Origin of the sequence: Paenibacillus sp. L3-i20 (assembly GCF_022180385.2) — a bacterium.
GTDB lineage: Bacteria > Bacillota > Bacilli > Paenibacillales > Paenibacillaceae > Pristimantibacillus.
Genome location: NZ_BQME02000001.1, coordinates 2,342,645 through 2,360,057, shown reverse-complemented (window position 1 = coordinate 2,360,057; position 17,413 = coordinate 2,342,645). Strand labels below are relative to the sequence as shown.

Here is a 17,413-nt window from a genome sequence, read left to right as displayed (position 1 = left end):
TCTACTCCTTAATCATAGATACTTCCCCGGATTTGGATACTGCACAGATCATATTCGTGTATACCTCAATGTAAGCATAAGCAGGATGCATAGCCAACTTTCTAGCTTTTTCCATACCGTTAGGTGCTGCTTCTCCTCGTTTATAATGATCGAGAATCTGTAATCTAGTATCTAGCGAATGAACTTCATAAGGATTTCCCAGATAACATTTGCTCACAATACCTAGAGCAAGTTGCTCCACCGTTAGCTCAGGAAATTCACTCGCAATTTGATCAATTAACTCTTGAACTTCTCCCTTAACTGCAACAATACCGCTAACATCAAGCTTAGTCATCGCTTCAACGAAAGAGCTTGAGCGTTTCGTACGCAATCTCTTTTCTAGTGCAACTCCTTCTAAACGAGCTACGACTTGCTGCCTAGGCGTATAATCCAGACGGGTTTCCACTTGTGTGTTAAGTCCTAATATTGGTCTCCGCATAGTACCTCCAAGAACTATATATTCATTTGGTTTAATTTAGTATATCATGGAATATCATGTCGGGATATGTTGAACTTTACTGTATTAGGAACCTCAGATAGTTAATCTTATAAGGTCGGTTTTTCCATGGTGAGTATGGAGGTGATGGAATTTGACCCCCTGTCCAAATATATCGACACATACAATTTATAGTTCAAATGGTGCCATCTCTCTTATGGATGTATTCTAAAACTAGTTGTTTCCACTATTGATATAAAACGAATTGCTTATACTTCTGAGCAAGTTATAAATGTAATAATACTGTATTAGAAAAACCAGCCCCGAGAAGTCTATGCTTCCCGAGCTAGTTTGTGTTGTTCTATCTAGTTTCTCTCTCATTCAGGGAGTACATCACTGGTTTTGGATGTTGAATTTCTTAACCATCCAGTACAAATAAATAAGCAATAACTAGCCATACTAAGATCATTAAATTCTCATTATAAGTAATTTTATTACATTTACTATAAATGACATTAACTTTTTGCCTATTCATTAAAGGTCATTGTGCTATACACAATGACCTTTAATGAAGGTCTGTGCCGCTAAGCGACAGGCATTCTCTATTTTAACCATCTGCTCAGTCAAACTCATCGTATTTAGGTTAACTGAATCAATAAAGCCGAGCCTCCTGCAAGGGAAAGCACGGCTTTATACAATTAGCGAGCTTATCTAGTTATTCACGAACCGTAAATCTCATTTCCAATTCTTCGTAGAAGTCAACTTGCGGTATCGTGTAAGTTGACAGGAGAATCGGCAGATCTTGATCAAGCGGAACAAGTTATTACTCGCACATGAATGCATGTTTGTTATCGTTACATTACCAATTTCGCCCTGCTTAGTAGTTTATATTATTACCATATATTAACGCAGTGTTGCATTAAAATATTTAGACATAAAGATGGCTGTCGATACTTTCTCGACAGCCTGAGAGCTGACTCTTGCGGTCAGCTGTTTTCGTTTTTAATAGATAGCTCTTCTTACATGCCTATGCTCCGTATACTTCAAATTCGAACAGCGAGTAACCATATGCTGTAGCTCGCGCTGTTGCATGTACTCTCACATATTTTGCCTGAGTTGCGTTGAAAGTCAAATCATCAACAGCGCCATCACCGGATGTCGTTGTGTATACGGTCGTCCAATTGCTTGGGGCTCCCGCATCATTTGAGACTTGAACCGTATAGGCAGTAGCATAAGCAGCTTCCCAATTCAGCTTCACTCTATTGATGGATTGGCTTGAATCAAGATTGACGTAGATCCACTGCGGGTCTACTCCCTCCACACTCGCCCAACGAGTAGCGGCGCTACCGTCAACCGCTTTGTTTCCTTCAAACCCCGCTCCTTCAACTGAGCTTGTAGTTGTCGTCTTGCCTGCTGCCAAATTGGCAACAGTTATTGACGCTCCATATACTTCGAAATCCCAAAGTGAATATCCATAAGCCGTACCTCTTGCCGTACCGTTCACCCTCACATACTTAGCGTTTTGCGCAGGGAATGTAATGTCATCAACTGCTCCATCTCCTGTATTCGTGCTGTAAACAGTCGTCCAATTTGTCGGTGTTCCACTGTCATTGGATAGCTGAATGGTATAACCTGAAGCATAGGCAGCTTCCCAATTCAATTTTACTTTGTTAACAGATTGGCTTGATCCCAGATTAACATAAATCGACTGTGGATCTACTCCCTCCACACTCGCCCATCTAGTTGAGCTGCTGCCATCAGTTGCTTTTGATGCTTCAAAACCTGTGCCCTCCGTTGTACTAGCGGTCGCTGGCTTGTTAAGCGCTAAGTTGACACCTACTGGAGAAGACGGCAGGGTCGTTGCACTTGCAATGTTGCTGTTACCTGACATATTTCCAGCTCCATCAACGGCTTTAACTGTATAACTATAAGCTGTACTTGCAGTCAGACCAGAATCAACGTACGACAAGCCCGTAGCAGTTCCGACCTGGCTACCCCCTCGGAAAATGGTGTAGCTCGTTACGCCGACATTATCAGTTGAAGCGTTCCAGCTTAGATTGATCGTGCTACTGGAAGACGCATTTGCTACCAATGCTCCAGGTACGGTTGGTGCTTGGTTGTCTGTTGTTCCTCCTACGACTGGTTTCCACCAGTTTCCGGACATAAACAGCATCGTCAACAAATTATAAGAATCATTGTAGTAACTTTCTTTTTTGTTTTTCATCCAGTCCCATCCCGCGTTAACCCAAGCCTGATGGCTAGTGTTCGTCGTACTCGCCGCTATAAACGGGGAAACGAATACGGCAGGCGCATAGCCTCCGTAAGTCGTTCCATTCAACTGGTATCCATCCCTTATGTTGCCCGGTATGCCATTTGCTTTCCCTTTAGCCCATGTCGCCATCTTGTCAGCAATTGCCTTACCTCTCGTATCTCCATACATTGCATAATCCATCACGATCCTGAGCGGTACACGGCTTGCATTATAGTAATATATATTGGTTTCTGGAAACTCATCCAAGAAACCTTCACCTGCTGGCTCCGGTGGATTGTTGATGACAAAATCTGAGATGAGTCCAGTAGTTGGTGAATACGTCTGGCTAAATGTTGTATAAACGTTATACAAATTGTCAATGACATTTAGCCACGTCTGATCACCAGTAAATTCATGGAACGCTTTAAGCTGCGCTAACATCCAGTCAGATGGACGAGTATTCAATGCGCTTTTTGAATCCCAGTCACCCAAATTTAGACGATTATTTGTTGTTACATTGCTAACTTTAATACCATTTGTAATCATATTTTGAGCTTCTGCCAAATAATTGATTGTTCCGCTTGATCCCCATTGCTTATGGGCAAGAAGCAAGGAATAAGCAATATCCAAATCTCCATCAGTAGCTGATCTGTAGTGTCCCTGAGCATTGATATGGTCAGCAACTATCCAGCCCATCAGATTAGCGTTTTTAGCACTCTTGAATGCTCTTGCCGTTTTAAATAACCCATTATAAATGCTCTGGGCATTGGCATCATGCCCTGCCATTAATGCCGTAATAATCATTCCATATCCTTGACTCTCTGACGATCCAAGGGCATTGAAACCCTGTTGGTTTCCCGTAACATGGCCTTTAACATAATAGCCCCCAGGGAGCGAGGATAAATCATTTTTCAAATACTGGGCTTTCCAGTAGTCATAATAAGTGGATACAGCCGTATTCATTGCAGCTTGTGTTACATGATTAGGTTTAATTATGCCCGCGTAGTTCACTGCCTGTGGAAACGGTTTTAATTCGCCAGCTGCGTGCACAACGTCTTGCCGTGGAGCCGGAATAACGATAAGCGTCAATAAGAGTAACGTTGCGAGTATAACAATTAATACCGGTTTTAGCCTTGGAGCTTTAAACACGATTTTCATTGGATTCACAATAACTCCTCCTTATAATGGTTTGACCACTTAAAGCATGAACTGCCTCCTTCCCACAAAAGTTTAAGCGCTTTAACTTTTGAATAAAAAAAAAGGAAAACGATGATGTGCTTATAAAATAGCATATCTCGAATCCCCTGAACATCCTTTTTTTAAAAAAATTTAAAAGAATGATACTATTTACGGTTACTCGACCGTTTACATAGTGAAATCCCCACCACTAGGCGGCCCAAATGATATTCTCTGCTGCAACTTGTTAATACTTCTGATCTTCTTCTAACCATGAATTATCGAGCAATCTTGAAAAGTGCGATGAATACGCCAAGCCCATTCCACTTTATTAATTAAAATAATGATGGCATTACGTAGGTGTCGCCCGGACAGACCTTACTTATTGCTAACATTGATAGCACTGAAGCAGGATGTGATGAGGAAAATTGACTGTACAGAGCGTACAAAAGCATATTCACAACAAATTAATTGAGAAGGTAATGGATGACTTAGTCAAGTTAGAGATATCAATTAGTGAAATTGCTTACCTACCGGGGTTCGAACATCCGCTATATTTTAGTAAACTTTTCAAAAGCACAACAAATGTATTTACATTGGATTTTAGAAACTCGTTCCATTGAACATACAATTTTACATTTTAAAGTGTCTGAGATTTTCAGTGCTAGCAAACAAAAAATCGTATACACTCATCCTTCTGCATAAACAAAAGCTTCAAGACTACAATAGTCTCGAAGCTTTTACATTTCTATTTCATTAACCTATTACTTTATTTGACCGTTACAGTCATTTCATTACTCGTTGTCATCCCAAATGAATTTGTTACTTCTATCTTATATTTGTAAACACCAGGTGCTTTACCCGTAATGGCATACTCTGCTGATTGTGCATTCGGAGAATTGTCTATGAGAGTACCCGTGTGTATTGGAGCTGTTCCTCCATCCTCATACAACTTCCAAGACGTCCCGTTATTCCCCCAATGAATATCAAAACGAATATTAAAAGCACTTAAATTGCTCCAATTGTTATGTGACAACGAAATGTTGCCTGGTTTTCCTGTTGCTAATATCGGAATCTGTACATGAATCTTTATCGGCGCTGATATCGTTTTTGAAATCGCTCCATTTCTAGCAATAATTCTATATTGGTGAGTAAACTTATCTATAATTGCTGCATCGCTGTATGTCGTACCCTTTACGTCTTGAGCTAGTATTTTGAATTCACTATTATTTATCGATCTATAAATATCATAACTTAATGCCCCATTAGACTTACTCCAATTTAATTCAACCGATTTTTTATGCAACTTGGCTGTCCCAGAAAAATCTCCTAGATGACTGTTTGAATCATATACGAATGATAGAGTAAATTCTGCATTCGGATTTGTAAAAAAAAGCATTATGCACATCATGAATAGGCATCCATTGATACAACTTTGTTGCATTGGCAAGTACAACTTCAACTAAAAAGTTTTTGTATATAATAATAGATGTACCAAATGGTCCTTTTATTAAAAATGGGTTTGAAGCAAATACGGATTGTCCATTTACCGTTTGCGTAGTGACTAGTGGATTCGGATTAACTTTTGAGTTATCTCCACTATCTACTGGATACAACTTTACTGTTCCCTCCACCGGAACACCTTGAACATCAGTAATTGAAACAGCTATTTTCTTCGGAAAATATTTGTACGATTCATTCGATGTTGGGATAAATCCGTTAGTCGCATTAATTAGATTAATTGAATGTTGATCCCAAGCCGTAGTAGCATAGCTATTGTTCATAACAGAGGGCGGTGATTCATACGTATCGCCACTAATTGGATTCGAGGAACTGCTCAACACATCGTATTGATATAGATCAAATGCATTTCCTAAGTAATGGCCAAATTCATGAATAAGTATTGCCGTATGGTTTTGATCAAACCAACCTTCCTTGCTATAGGCTCCAAATTGAATCGCTTTATCATCTTGATGATAGTAACTACGCTGAGTAAAGTTACTATAAACTAACTTCCCATCAGCATCTGGAAGTTTCATCTCCAGTGCTGCATCGCTTCCCTCTTGTGTATTTGGATACGTAAAAAATATAGGAATGATCGTAAGAGGTGAACTATTATTGAATCCCGCAGTGTTTAAGTTATTCTCTACTGCCCCTAATTGATCTAATACTTTATTTCTAAAAGTAGGCGAATCAACGTTATCGGGTATACCTACTTTCATGCGGTATTGCCAAGAAACAGAATTAGATGGAATGTGCGTATGAAATAAAATATCCCATCCCGTTTCATTCCCACCGTCCGTATATCTCATCCTAGCTGAATACATAGTATAGGGCTTTAGGTTCGTAAAAGTATAACCCCCCTCCTCGGCCGCATTATTTCCTCGTTCTTCTACTAATTCATATTCTCATTTCTCAAAATTATAATATTGTATCGAAAGCTTGTTACTGACATTACCCGAGATCGGGAATTTCACATCTACAACTGCTGAGTTTGTCGTAATAGATGTCACATTTATCGGTGGTTCCACAAAGCCATTCGCACATAATGGAATTGACGTGATCACATCTGAACCGTCTTCCGTATGAATCTGTTTGGCTGTTACATTCGAATTTTCTTCTACATGTGCACTTACTACACTTGGCAATGCAGACATTACTGACATTACCATGACTAGAATAATCAAACTTAGCCACTTCAACTTCTTAAACATTTCTCCTCTATCTCAATAAATTAGGTTTCACATTAATAGATTATAAAGAATGGAAGATGAAAAATAGTAGAATTTTAGGAGATAACAGCGACTATTCACAAATTTCAATTAATTTCCATATTTACCTCCTACCCTTCTTGATTCAGCATACTTATTTATAATTTTCATTGATGCATAATTTCCTCAACAAAAATAAACCCCGACCTCTTGAGGTCGGGGTTTTACTATCTATTCTTCCTGTACTTCCACTAGGTCAATAATTTGCTTAATATCTTTAACATTAAGTGCATCTGCAATTCTTTCAATATGGCTAAAGTTGATATTCTCTCTTTTCCCATTCGATAACTCACTCAAAGCAGCATGCCTAACATCGGACAGACGCGATAGCTCTCTCAATGTTATTTTATGTTCTTTAATCAATTCAGGAATTTTGACAACTACTTTCTTCATCTTCCGATCACCAACTATTATTTAATTTACCCATTGACTATACGCAAAAGCGTATCATATAATAAATTAATAAATGGTACGCTTTTGCGTAATTATCAATATAATGGAGCTGAAGTATATGGATGCAATGATTAGTGTCTATGAACAGCTAGTTGCGGAAGAGGAAGAGTTATTACAAAACATTGAGATCTGTGAGGGCTGTATTTCAGTAGTTTTTCAATACATTTCGGGTAAAGAAGATCCACAAATCGGCGAGTCCATACTCACTGCTATCCATACCATCGAAAAAGACTTGCAAACGGAGTTACTTCATTTGAAATTAGAGAAAAGCTTGTTGGCTAATAAGATAAAATTATTGAAAAGTTAAAATAACAGCACTTCCCGCAAATATCATAGCTGCTGGATTTCAATCTCTTATTACAATTACTTTTACAACATATCTATACAATCACAGCTGTACAACTTTATATTTGCATTAGTAAAATTGTATCTCTCCCTAATGAAACATCCCGACCTTAAGTGGTCGGGATGTTTCATTAGGGAGAGATGAATCGTAACTGTATAAGACCGTAATTCGCTTTCTAGGGCAGATAGGTGGATCTAATAAATAAATGGTGGAGTACATCCCACATTGCAATTTAATTTAGCCTCATTTAAACCGGACAAAGCCTTTATCTTAATAGGTAGTAAATACCATTATTTCAAATAATCCGTTTTAATATAACTATACAACTTATAATCAACTGCACTTTCCATAATCATATTCATATGGACAACAGGCTCTTCCTTGTTCTCATTATTGGACATGACCGTCTGCTGTACGGATGATTGATCTGGGGTTCCTTTTCCTAAATAATAAAAATCTGTTCCTTCATCATCATTCTTTTTTATGAAAACATGAACGTCTATCTGGTTTTCTGTTGCCCTTATGATTTTCTGTACTTCTTCTGACTTTAACGTTCTATTTCTTCTGGTATACCATTTAAAGATCGTTGGTGATAAAAATTCATCGCCATACTTAATACCAGAATCTAATTCATCATGTTTATTATATGTTACAAAAATCGGACAAGTACCGAATTTAGTCTTATATCCATACATAGTTGAGCTTTCATCAGTCTTCCAATTCAAAAGCTTACAAGCATCTTTCCTTGTATATTTTTGATATTTCGTCAGAGGTTGAGTAGAATCATAATCTTTTGCTTTTTGTTTCGCACATTCGATAATATCGGATATCATTTCTTTAAAATATGAATTCGTTTTTAAGCTTCCACTGATATCATCGTTTAGTGTTATTTCGTTAGTGTCATTCAAATGACAAATAGCCTTATTCCCATACTTCTCTTGTTGAGCCTTTACAAAAAATGATAAATTCATAACTCCAAAAACAGATGCAATCGTTTCTTCATCAACTCGACAATTCTTTTGCTCCAAAGCAGAAATATAATCAACCAATAATACGTGTTTTTGACTCATTAACAGATCAAGTAATATAGCTTCATGTGCTCGTTTCCCATCAAGTACCTCCATGGATAACATAATTAAAACTTTTTGTTCGTATGGAGTTAACGTTGGCACATCTTCATTGATCTTAGTTAAAAATTCATGATAGCTAGGGTATGCTTTTGTAATTACAACAGGGTCAATTGAATTATTGACTATGAAATCGTATAGATATGGTCTGCGACCAATTCTATTTTTCAACTCTTGATACGCTTCCCTCAATTTCTTAAGATCCGTTAGTCGACCATCATTAATTGACTTATAAATCTGTTCCTTGGCAATCTCCTCGAAATTAATCGTAGATACACCATTTATATAACTACTATCTTTCATCTTTCTACGAATATTATCTTTGTTAAAAGATTGATCTCCCGAAAGTGAGATTGGGATTAAATAGTTATTTTTATAGTTACCAATAAAATCAATAATCGTTACAAACTCTTTATCTTTATGCTTGCGCAGACCACGACCAAGTTGCTGTATAAAAACGATACTGGATTGGGTATTACGCAACATAACAACCTGATTAATACAAGGGATATCAATTCCCTCATTAAAAATATCAACAGTTATAATATATTCCAACTCACCATTATCAAGAGCCTGTATTTTCATCTCTCTTCTATTAATTGAGTCTTCTCCTGTAAGTGCTATCGTTTTATATCCTTTATTATTTAAAGCTACGGCTAACTGTTGTGCTTCCTCTTTTCGACTGCAAAAAATTAACCCCTTTACCTTACTACCTGAAAATCCGTAATACTCTATTTTTTCGATTAAATGATCCACACGACTATCCGTAACTAGCTTAGATAACATTGTCGTATCATTAATAACTTCCCCATCAAGAACAAGATCAGTAACTCCGAAATAATGAAATGGGCATAACATATCTTCATCTAATGCTTCTTGTAGTCGAATTTCATAGGCTACATTGTAATCAAACAATTGATAAATATTAAAATCATCCGACCTTTCAGGAGTAGCAGTCATCCCTAGCAAAAATTTAGGTTTGAAATAATCAATAACCCTTTGGTATGAACTAGCACCTGCTTTATGTACCTCATCTATCAAAATATAATCAAAATCTTCGGTATTGAATTGATTCAATACATCGATCTTTGACATCATTTGAATAGTTGAAAATAAATATTTTGCATTTATCCCTTTGTTGGTACTAGACAATAGGCCATATTCTCCTTCAAGTCCTCCGATAACTTGTAAGAAATCTGACTTAGCTTTAATTAAAATTTGTTCTTGATGAGCAATAAATAGCACTCTTTTAGGGTCAAAATTCCTTACATCAAAAGCTGATAGATAGGTTTTCCCTGTCCCAGTTGCTGATATGACTAATGCCCTTCGCTGGTTATCGATTCGCACCTTATTAAGATTATATAGAGCAGCTTGTTGCATTTTGTTAGGCTCAATGGTTGTACTTAGCGTCGAATCCTTTGACTCATGTGCTAAAGCAGCCATCTCTTCTTCAATAATCATCTTGGCTCTATATTGAACATAAGTTTTCTCATAGTTTATAATCCAAGCATCGTTTAGTGAACTCGCGCTATGCCATACTTCTTCAAATTGATCACGTATCTTTAGCATTAACTCATCATTTGGGTTTAAAACAAGCTTAACATTCCACTCGTAATTCATTTTCAATGCTTTTGCAGTCAAGTTTGAGCTACCGATAATAAGTGCATGATGTTCTTCATTATTGAAGATGTACCCTTTAGAATGGAAACCCTTTAGGTCTGTAAGACGCACATCCATATTTGATATTTTTAAAAGTTCTCGAAAAACTTTAGGGTGATTAAAGTATAAATAAGTGGAAGTTAATAGCCTTCCTCTGATTCCTTTTCGCTTCAAATCATAAAAATGAGTTTTCAAAGTTGCTAATCCACTTTCTGTCACAAAGGCAACTATGAACATAAAAGACTGACATTGAGATAACTGCTCTAAAACAGTTGAAAGTATATTTACATTTTTAGAAGGATTATTGATTAATAACTGAGGGGAGTAATTTATAAGATTCTCATCTAATGTGGGCATAATATTACTATACGACGTGGGTGCCATATTATGGGTTGTGTTTGTCAAGTTTTACCACTCACTTTAGTTTTAGCTTAATTGTAGTGCTACTGGAAACATATCACAATCAAATAAATGGAAAAAAGAGGACTTCTGCACTTTTCATGCTGATGTCCTCTTCAATAATTTGTTTTAGAGTATAGTAATAGCGGTATCTAGCTAACTACCTAGTATGTTGACCCATAATTTTTTGAATTGCAGGTACATCAGCAGGAGCCCAGTCTAGTGTATCTAATTCCTTATATGGTAACCACTTGATAGCAGCATGTTCTGTCAAAACTGGTGTTCCCTCTATAAGTCTGCAATAGAAAGTCGTCAAATGTACGATCCCAAAATCATATTCATACGTTGTATCATCAATATGATCACCAACTGCAATTGTACAATGCATCTCTTCTTTAATTTCACGGTGCAACGCTTCTTGCGCTGTCTCACCCGACTCAATCTTACCTCCTGGGAACTCCCATTTAAGAGCTAATGACTGGTTCGCCCCTCGCTGAGCACATAAAATTTTACCTTCTTGCTCAATTACAGCCCCAACAACATAAATATTTTTCTTCATAACATCCACCTATCCAAATGTTTTATTGCTTTTATCATACTTGTCGTGGGTGATGTGGGCAAGTTTTAAAGATATTAGTGATAGAGCTACAGCCCTTTATCGCCCGGCGACTCATTATTAGCTTTGTAAAAACCACAACTCCGAACATAATAGTACCATTTACTTCCATTTTACTAAATGTAACTAACGACTTCTTCAATTCCAAATCAACATAAAAAACAAAAAAACCGATCTCTGTGAAGTGACCCTTCAAGTAGACACTCTTAAAAACCTATGTGATAACATGAGGCAATAAGTGATCTTGGAGGGGATAATACCACCTCACGAGATCGGATTTTCCATTGACTTAAATACTCTAACCCTACTAATTAAGTCCAAACCATCATTTCGTTCAAAACTACATAATAATAGTAGACCACCAATTAGCTACTATTTGATTTTATCCTCTCCTGACCTAATCACCATACCTATTCCATGCTATAGTGAAAAATCGGTAACGCCTTTTTTATAGGAATATTTCAAAGCATATGTTTCTTCTTTTCCATAGGGCATTGTAGCAATTTTTATACGTGTATAATCAAGTCTACTATCTCTTAAAATCTTTTTTACCAAGGCTATGCTCCGCTCTTCTTCCGTAATGACACAAAAGATATTAAGCGCATATTTTTTCGGATCCGAAATGCATTTCCCCCTATCAAAGCCATCAACATGGCCTAAGTTAGCATTTGCTAAAGATATCTCCAAGTATTCCATTACTGTATCCCTTAACCAGTGGTCACGTTGGCTGCCTTTTTCGCTTTTGAGAGGATACTGTACCACTAACCAAAATTTTTCGCTCATTCAGATTCACCAGCCCGTATACAGATTATTGTGCACGTAGAAAGGTTATAACTAAAACATACAGCAAAAAAACGAAATTGAATACCAGCAATTACTCTCATATAAATCAGTCTAGCAAAGAAACATTGTAAAGGGTACGTTTATTAACAATAGCAAAAACCCCGACCTCTTGCGGTCGGGGTTCTACATGGTGGAGGCGAGGGGATTTGAACCCCTGTCCGAAGATCACGCCACACGGCCTTCTACGGGTGTAGCTGCAGTTTTGATGTCACCTATGGAGTCCCCCTGCAACACGGTACTCTATAGGTCAGCCTGATTGTCTTCTTCAGCACACCCCAGGCGGAGATGTGACAGCGTATTCCACTACTTGTTAGCCCCTATTCCAGTCACATGGACGATGCTGGGTAGAAGCACGCACACAGTTTCTTAGGCTGCGAAAGCGTAGTTGTTTTGTTGTTTGCCGTTTAATAGGCTTTAGCGTTGATGAAGCAGACGACTCCCTGCTACCCGCTAACACGCGCTCGTCCAATCCCCGTCGAATCCATAAACGCCCCCGATTGGGCATAAACGCTGCGTATGTCCCGCTCCGATCTCTCGAAGCCAATAACGGACAACCAAACGTCTAGCTGACAAAACGGGACTTCTGGATCAATGGCAATCTATTGACTGCACATATCAGTACATCTATTTGTTAATTCGTATTTCTTAATCCTTAGCTTACACATTTCGTACTGGCACAATACGTCGTTGCCGTACACTTAGTATACCACGAACTCTTCAAAAAAGCTCGGGGTTGTTGCTGGTAGTTCTGGCGTAATCCATCCATGGAAATAGTGGATTATCTAGCCACCTTCTGCTTCTCCCTGAGCGCACGCTGGATATCACGCAGTGCATCTTTCTTCGCGGCTGTATCGCGCTTGTCGAACTGCTTCTTACCTTTACCAAGTCCAATCAGTAGCTTAGCGTAGCCGTTGCGCACATAAATCTTCAGTGGCACGATAGAGTAGCCTTCCTGCTTCGATAGTCCTAGCAGCTTGCTTATCTGCGCCTTGTGCAGCAAAAGCTTCCTTGTACGTGTTGGATCGGTTGGGTTATGAATATTGCCTTGGTCAAATGGACTGATGTGCATGTTGTGGATGAAGATTTCACCATTTCGAATCGTTGCGAACGCATCACCTATGTTCGCTCTACCATTACGTAGCGATTTGATCTCCGTTCCCATCAGTACCATACCCGCCTCGAAGGTTTCCTCAATGAAATAGTCATGGGATGCCTTCTTATTCTGTGCGAGCTGCTTACCATCATTTTTCTTAGCGCCCATGCTAGTTCACCTCATTTCTGTTGCCTTCAAGATCAGCGACTCTGTTGGTTCATTGTAGCAACTTTACATTTGAAAATCAACAGCACCAGCTGGTAGACTTTCCATATAATAATACTTCCCCAAAAAATGCGAAAGACCGCCTCAACCAAAGGTCGAGAACGGTCTAACCGAGATTAAGCTATTAAAGCTTAACTACGTTTTCTGCTTGTGGTCCACGGTTGCCTTGAACAACGTTGAACTCAACGCGTTGGCCTTCTTCAAGAGTCTTGAAGCCGTCGCCAGAGATTGCTGAGAAGTGAACGAAAACATCGTTTCCGCCTTCAACTTCGATAAAGCCGAAACCTTTTTCAGCGTTAAACCATTTTACTGTACCTTGTTGCATGTGTAAAACCTCCAAAAATTTATTAATATGCGCCTGTTTCGTCTTTAAACAAAAAATTCACACATTGAAAAGGGTTTCATGACTCTAATGACACCCTTTTCAATATGTGAATTCAGGTTCATATCATCGATTGCCTTGAGTTTACTATACCAGCAGACAAAAAGCAAGTGACAAGCTTAAATATATTTTCCCATTATGTCCAGTTGACGGCACTTCCATTCCCTCAAAGGAAAAAAGAAATGCCGCCCTGAAATTCACCTTATATTTTCCATTATGCAACTCGGATTACTTGCGATTTTTACGAACAAAGGCTGCTGTTGCGTTGCCAGAGCTACCTTTACTTTTACGTTTCTTCTTTTTCACTATACTTACGTCAACAGGAACTGCGTCCGATTTCGGTTTTGCTTTGAAAACGCCTCTACTTGTTGTGTTGTTGCGACGTCCGCCGTCCCCGTCTTTAGCCTTACCTCTGTTGTCATTATTGCCGCCTCGATCATCTCGATTGGCTTCAGTATTACGTCCACCCCCGCCACGGATTGGAAGACCCCACATGTCTTTTCGTGAATCATTACGACTACGTGTTTCCGTTTCACTAGCGTTAGTCCGACTTGTACCTTCACCTTCCGATGCAAAGCCCCCAGACACTCCCTTAGTCTTCGGACTATCGGGATCGCTGATGCCGCCGTTGTCTCCCCATGGATTGCTGCCGCCTTGAGGTTTACCGCCTGGGCGACCTTGCTTGAACTTCCCACGCTCATTCCCTTTGCCTCCAGCTGCATTGCCAGCGATGCGACGTTGCGCTCCATTAGCATTATCACCGCTGCTTGCTGAGCCGCTAGGGCGACCAGTACCGCCTTGGCCTCCGCCTCCGCCTCCGCGTCCTCCACGGCCTGAACCTCTTCGTTCACGATCAGTTCCGCCTTGACCTCCTGTTCCACGATCACCACCGGAACTGCCACGTCCTCCGCCTGATCCGCCTCGATTGCCATAGCCCCCGCGCTTACGTCCACCGCCTGCGCCAAAGCCTGCATCTGCTACTCCTCTGTAACTGCCGCGCGGCTTCATATCGACCATTTCGAAATCGATATTAAACTCTTCCATATCGACACGTGCGACACGAATCTTCACTTCGTCGCCGATTCGGTATACCTTCGAGGTGCGCTCTCCGATCAGCACCATATGAAGCTCATGGAAGTGGTAGTAATCATCAGACAAATCGCTGAGTCTAATTAGGCCTTCTACTGTATTATCGAGCTCAATAAACATACCGAAGCTCGTTACACTGCTAATAATACCGTCGAACTCTTCGCCGACTTTATCAAGCATGAACTCACACTTTTTCAACTTATCCGTATCCCGCTCCGCATCGACCGCTACACGCTCCCGCTCAGACGAGTGCTGCGCAATCTCTGGCATACGAGCAGTTAGCATCCCATGTCTTGATTCCGTGAGCGCACCTTTTCCATCCAGCACCTCACGTATAACTCGGTGAATAGCAAGATCGGGATAGCGGCGAATTGGCGATGTGAAGTGGGAATAGAACTCCGCCGCAAGTCCAAAGTGACCTAAGCTCTCCGCATCATACTTAGCCTGCTTCATCGATCTAAGCATCATCGTAGAGATCACAGTTGCTTCTTTCTTGCCCTGAATCTCTTCTAACAGCGTCTGTAGCGCACGAGGATGAACGGAATTGCCTTTACCCTTAACGACATAACCAAAATTAGAAGCGAACTGCATAAATTTAAGCAGCTTCTCTTGATCCGGGTCCTCATGAATACGGTATAAGAAAGGCACGCGCAGCCAGTGGAAATGTTCCGCTACTGTCTCATTCGCAACAAGCATAAACTCCTCAATAATTTGCTCCGCTACCGAACGCTCACGTTTGACGATATCGACAGCTTTTCCAGCCTCATCGACAATCACTTTCGACTCCACGAAGTCGAAATCTATAGCGCCTCGCTTCATTCTTTGCGAACGCAGACGCATAGCAAGCTTCTCCATACTTGAGAACATACCCAGTAGATCTGCGTAACGCTCCTTCAATTCTGTCTCAGGCTCTTCTTCGCTCGCAGTCAGAATACGTTTCACATTCGTATACGTCATACGTTCAGTCGTACGAATAACACTCGTGAACACATCATGACGTACCCGTTTCAGCGTCTTCACATCAAATTCCATTTCGCAGGACAACGTAAGCCGATCCACCTGTGGATTTAGCGAGCAAATACCGTTCGATAAACGATGCGGCAACATAGGGATAACTCGATCTACGAGATAGACGCTGCACCCTCTGCGGAACGCTTCTTGATCGAGCTCGGATCTCTCCTTCACGTAGTAGCCCACATCTGCGATATGAACGCCTAGCAAGTAGTTGCCGTTCTCCAATATCTTCACATGAACAGCATCGTCAAGATCCTTAGCATCTTCACCGTCAATCGTAACGATGACTTCTTTGCGCAAATCTCGGCGACCTTGCTCCTTAATTTCTTCCTCTGTAATGACGTCAGGCGCTGCTTCTGCCTCAGCCATTACTTCTTCAGGGAAACCCTCCGGCAATTGATGCTTGCGAATGATCGATAGAATATCAACGCCGGGATCATTTTTGTGACCTAACACTTCCAAAATCTCGCCTTCTGCTGCTGAACGACCCTCCGGATAAGTGACGATCCGCACAACAACCTTTTGCCCTGAAACTGCGCCCTGGAAACGACCCTTCGCTATAAAAATATCCCGATTAATCCGTTTATCATCTGGTATTACAAATCCGTACACCTCGTGATTTTCGAACGTGCCTACGATCTGCGTAACTGCACGTTGAACGATGCGAGCGACCTCACCCTCCATACGTCCGCCGCCCTCGCTCTGCGACGTAATACGAACTAATACGATATCTCCATTCATTGCACTCTTCAAATCATTAGCGTGAAGATACACATCAGGATGATCCTTTTCATCCGGTATTAGAAAAGCGAATCCCTTCGCATGGGCTTGAATCTTGCCTCGTAGCAGATTCATTCTTTCCGGCACACCGTAGCGCTCATTTCGTGTCCGAATAACCTTGCCTTCATCCTCAAGCTTATTAAGCAGCTTTAGAAATTCCTTAAACTCAGCTGCACCCTCTATACGAAAGTGTACCTCTAGCTCTTGATACGTCATCGGCTTGTATGCCGTCTCTCTCATAAAATCAAGCAATTCCTGCTCTTTATCCATCATCAATAATTGTTCTCCTCAAGGAACCGCCGCAACTATAGCCCTGCTAACGGTTTATAGAATGTCATATACCATGTAGTATACACGATATGGAAGTCGTGCATCCGCTATTGCCCGGAAAAAACAAAAAAAGCGAGGAAAATCCTCGCTTTTTACAGAAGTCTTATTATTTTTGAACGAAATATGAAACAACAAGTGACAAAACAAAAAATCCAACCGCAAATGCTACTGTCAAACGCTGTAGAAACAGGTCTAAACCGCGAGCTTTTTGCTTACCGAATAAGTGCTCTGCACCACCAGTAATCGCACCAGACAAGCCAGCACTCTTACCCTTCTGAAGCAATACGACTGTAATCAAGCCGATTGAAAATAATACAAGCAAGATCTTCAATGTGATTTCCATTCAATCCACCTCCAGCGTAGCCGATCCCTAAAAACACATAA

General features: G+C 40.1%; 14 protein-coding genes, 1 other RNA gene and 1 pseudogene. 1 reads left to right on the top strand and 15 read right to left on the bottom strand.

The annotated features are described in order from the left end of the window. Position 1 precedes the first annotated feature (1 nt). The 7 genes and pseudogenes from MFF31_RS11095 to MFF31_RS11065 all read right to left on the bottom strand — a co-directional run bounded on the left by MFF31_RS11095 (position 2) and on the right by MFF31_RS11065 (position 7,066). Complete coding sequence (locus MFF31_RS11095; RefSeq protein ID WP_238188051.1) at positions 2-478, bottom strand: hypothetical protein; 477 nt, start codon at positions 476-478, stop codon at positions 2-4. 1,024 nt (positions 479-1,502) lie between these two features. Continuing rightward, the gene (locus MFF31_RS11090) at positions 1,503-2,366 is read right to left on the bottom strand and encodes a discoidin domain-containing protein (protein ID WP_238188567.1); all 864 of its coding nucleotides are present in this window, start codon (positions 2,364-2,366) and stop codon (positions 1,503-1,505) included. Between the two features lie 246 nt (positions 2,367-2,612). After that, positions 2,613-3,800: pseudogene (locus MFF31_RS11085) on the bottom strand (family 8 glycosyl hydrolase); the annotation flags it as partial. A gap of 871 nt (positions 3,801-4,671) precedes the next feature. Further along, entirely contained in the window at positions 4,672-5,208 is a 537-nt protein-coding gene (locus MFF31_RS11080; protein WP_238188050.1) for an early set domain-containing protein, read from the bottom strand. Positions 5,209-5,248: 40 nt separating this feature from the next. Continuing rightward, entirely contained in the window at positions 5,249-6,214 is a 966-nt protein-coding gene (locus tag MFF31_RS11075) for a hypothetical protein (RefSeq protein WP_248565460.1), read from the bottom strand. A gap of 96 nt (positions 6,215-6,310) precedes the next feature. After that, positions 6,311-6,616 (bottom strand): hypothetical protein, encoded by a 306-nt coding sequence (locus MFF31_RS11070; RefSeq protein WP_238188048.1) that lies wholly within the window; start codon positions 6,614-6,616, stop codon positions 6,311-6,313. A gap of 228 nt (positions 6,617-6,844) precedes the next feature. Next, complete coding sequence (locus MFF31_RS11065) at positions 6,845-7,066, bottom strand: helix-turn-helix domain-containing protein (RefSeq protein ID WP_238188047.1); 222 nt, start codon at positions 7,064-7,066, stop codon at positions 6,845-6,847. Between the two features lie 118 nt (positions 7,067-7,184). On the opposite strand from MFF31_RS11065, the gene MFF31_RS11060 reads away from it, so the two are divergent. After that, positions 7,185-7,433 (top strand): hypothetical protein, encoded by a 249-nt coding sequence (locus MFF31_RS11060; protein ID WP_238188046.1) that lies wholly within the window; start codon positions 7,185-7,187, stop codon positions 7,431-7,433. Positions 7,434-7,762: 329 nt separating this feature from the next. Here the strand turns inward: MFF31_RS11060 and MFF31_RS11055 are convergent, their stop codons facing one another. The 8 genes from MFF31_RS11055 to secG form a co-directional block, all read right to left on the bottom strand. Continuing rightward, complete coding sequence (locus tag MFF31_RS11055; RefSeq protein ID WP_483874646.1) at positions 7,763-10,663, bottom strand: DEAD/DEAH box helicase; 2,901 nt, start codon at positions 10,661-10,663, stop codon at positions 7,763-7,765. A gap of 154 nt (positions 10,664-10,817) precedes the next feature. Next, entirely contained in the window at positions 10,818-11,216 is a 399-nt protein-coding gene (locus MFF31_RS11050) for a (deoxy)nucleoside triphosphate pyrophosphohydrolase (protein ID WP_238188045.1), read from the bottom strand. Positions 11,217-11,693: 477 nt separating this feature from the next. Next, the gene (locus MFF31_RS11045) at positions 11,694-12,056 is read right to left on the bottom strand and encodes a hypothetical protein (RefSeq protein WP_238188044.1); all 363 of its coding nucleotides are present in this window, start codon (positions 12,054-12,056) and stop codon (positions 11,694-11,696) included. Positions 12,057-12,244: 188 nt separating this feature from the next. Further along, positions 12,245-12,611: a transfer-messenger RNA gene (ssrA, locus tag MFF31_RS11040) on the bottom strand. Between the two features lie 283 nt (positions 12,612-12,894). After that, positions 12,895-13,377: an SsrA-binding protein SmpB gene (gene smpB / locus MFF31_RS11035; RefSeq protein WP_238188043.1), complete on the bottom strand. Its 483-nt coding sequence runs from the start codon at positions 13,375-13,377 to the stop codon at positions 12,895-12,897. A 181-nt stretch (positions 13,378-13,558) separates the two neighbouring features. Further along, the gene (locus MFF31_RS11030; RefSeq protein WP_197938460.1) at positions 13,559-13,759 is read right to left on the bottom strand and encodes a cold-shock protein; all 201 of its coding nucleotides are present in this window, start codon (positions 13,757-13,759) and stop codon (positions 13,559-13,561) included. A gap of 285 nt (positions 13,760-14,044) precedes the next feature. Next, positions 14,045-16,969: a ribonuclease R gene (gene rnr / locus MFF31_RS11025; RefSeq protein ID WP_238188565.1), complete on the bottom strand. Its 2,925-nt coding sequence runs from the start codon at positions 16,967-16,969 to the stop codon at positions 14,045-14,047. A 166-nt stretch (positions 16,970-17,135) separates the two neighbouring features. Next, positions 17,136-17,372: a preprotein translocase subunit SecG gene (gene secG / locus MFF31_RS11020; RefSeq protein WP_238188042.1), complete on the bottom strand. Its 237-nt coding sequence runs from the start codon at positions 17,370-17,372 to the stop codon at positions 17,136-17,138. Between the last annotated feature and the right edge of the window lie 41 nt (positions 17,373-17,413).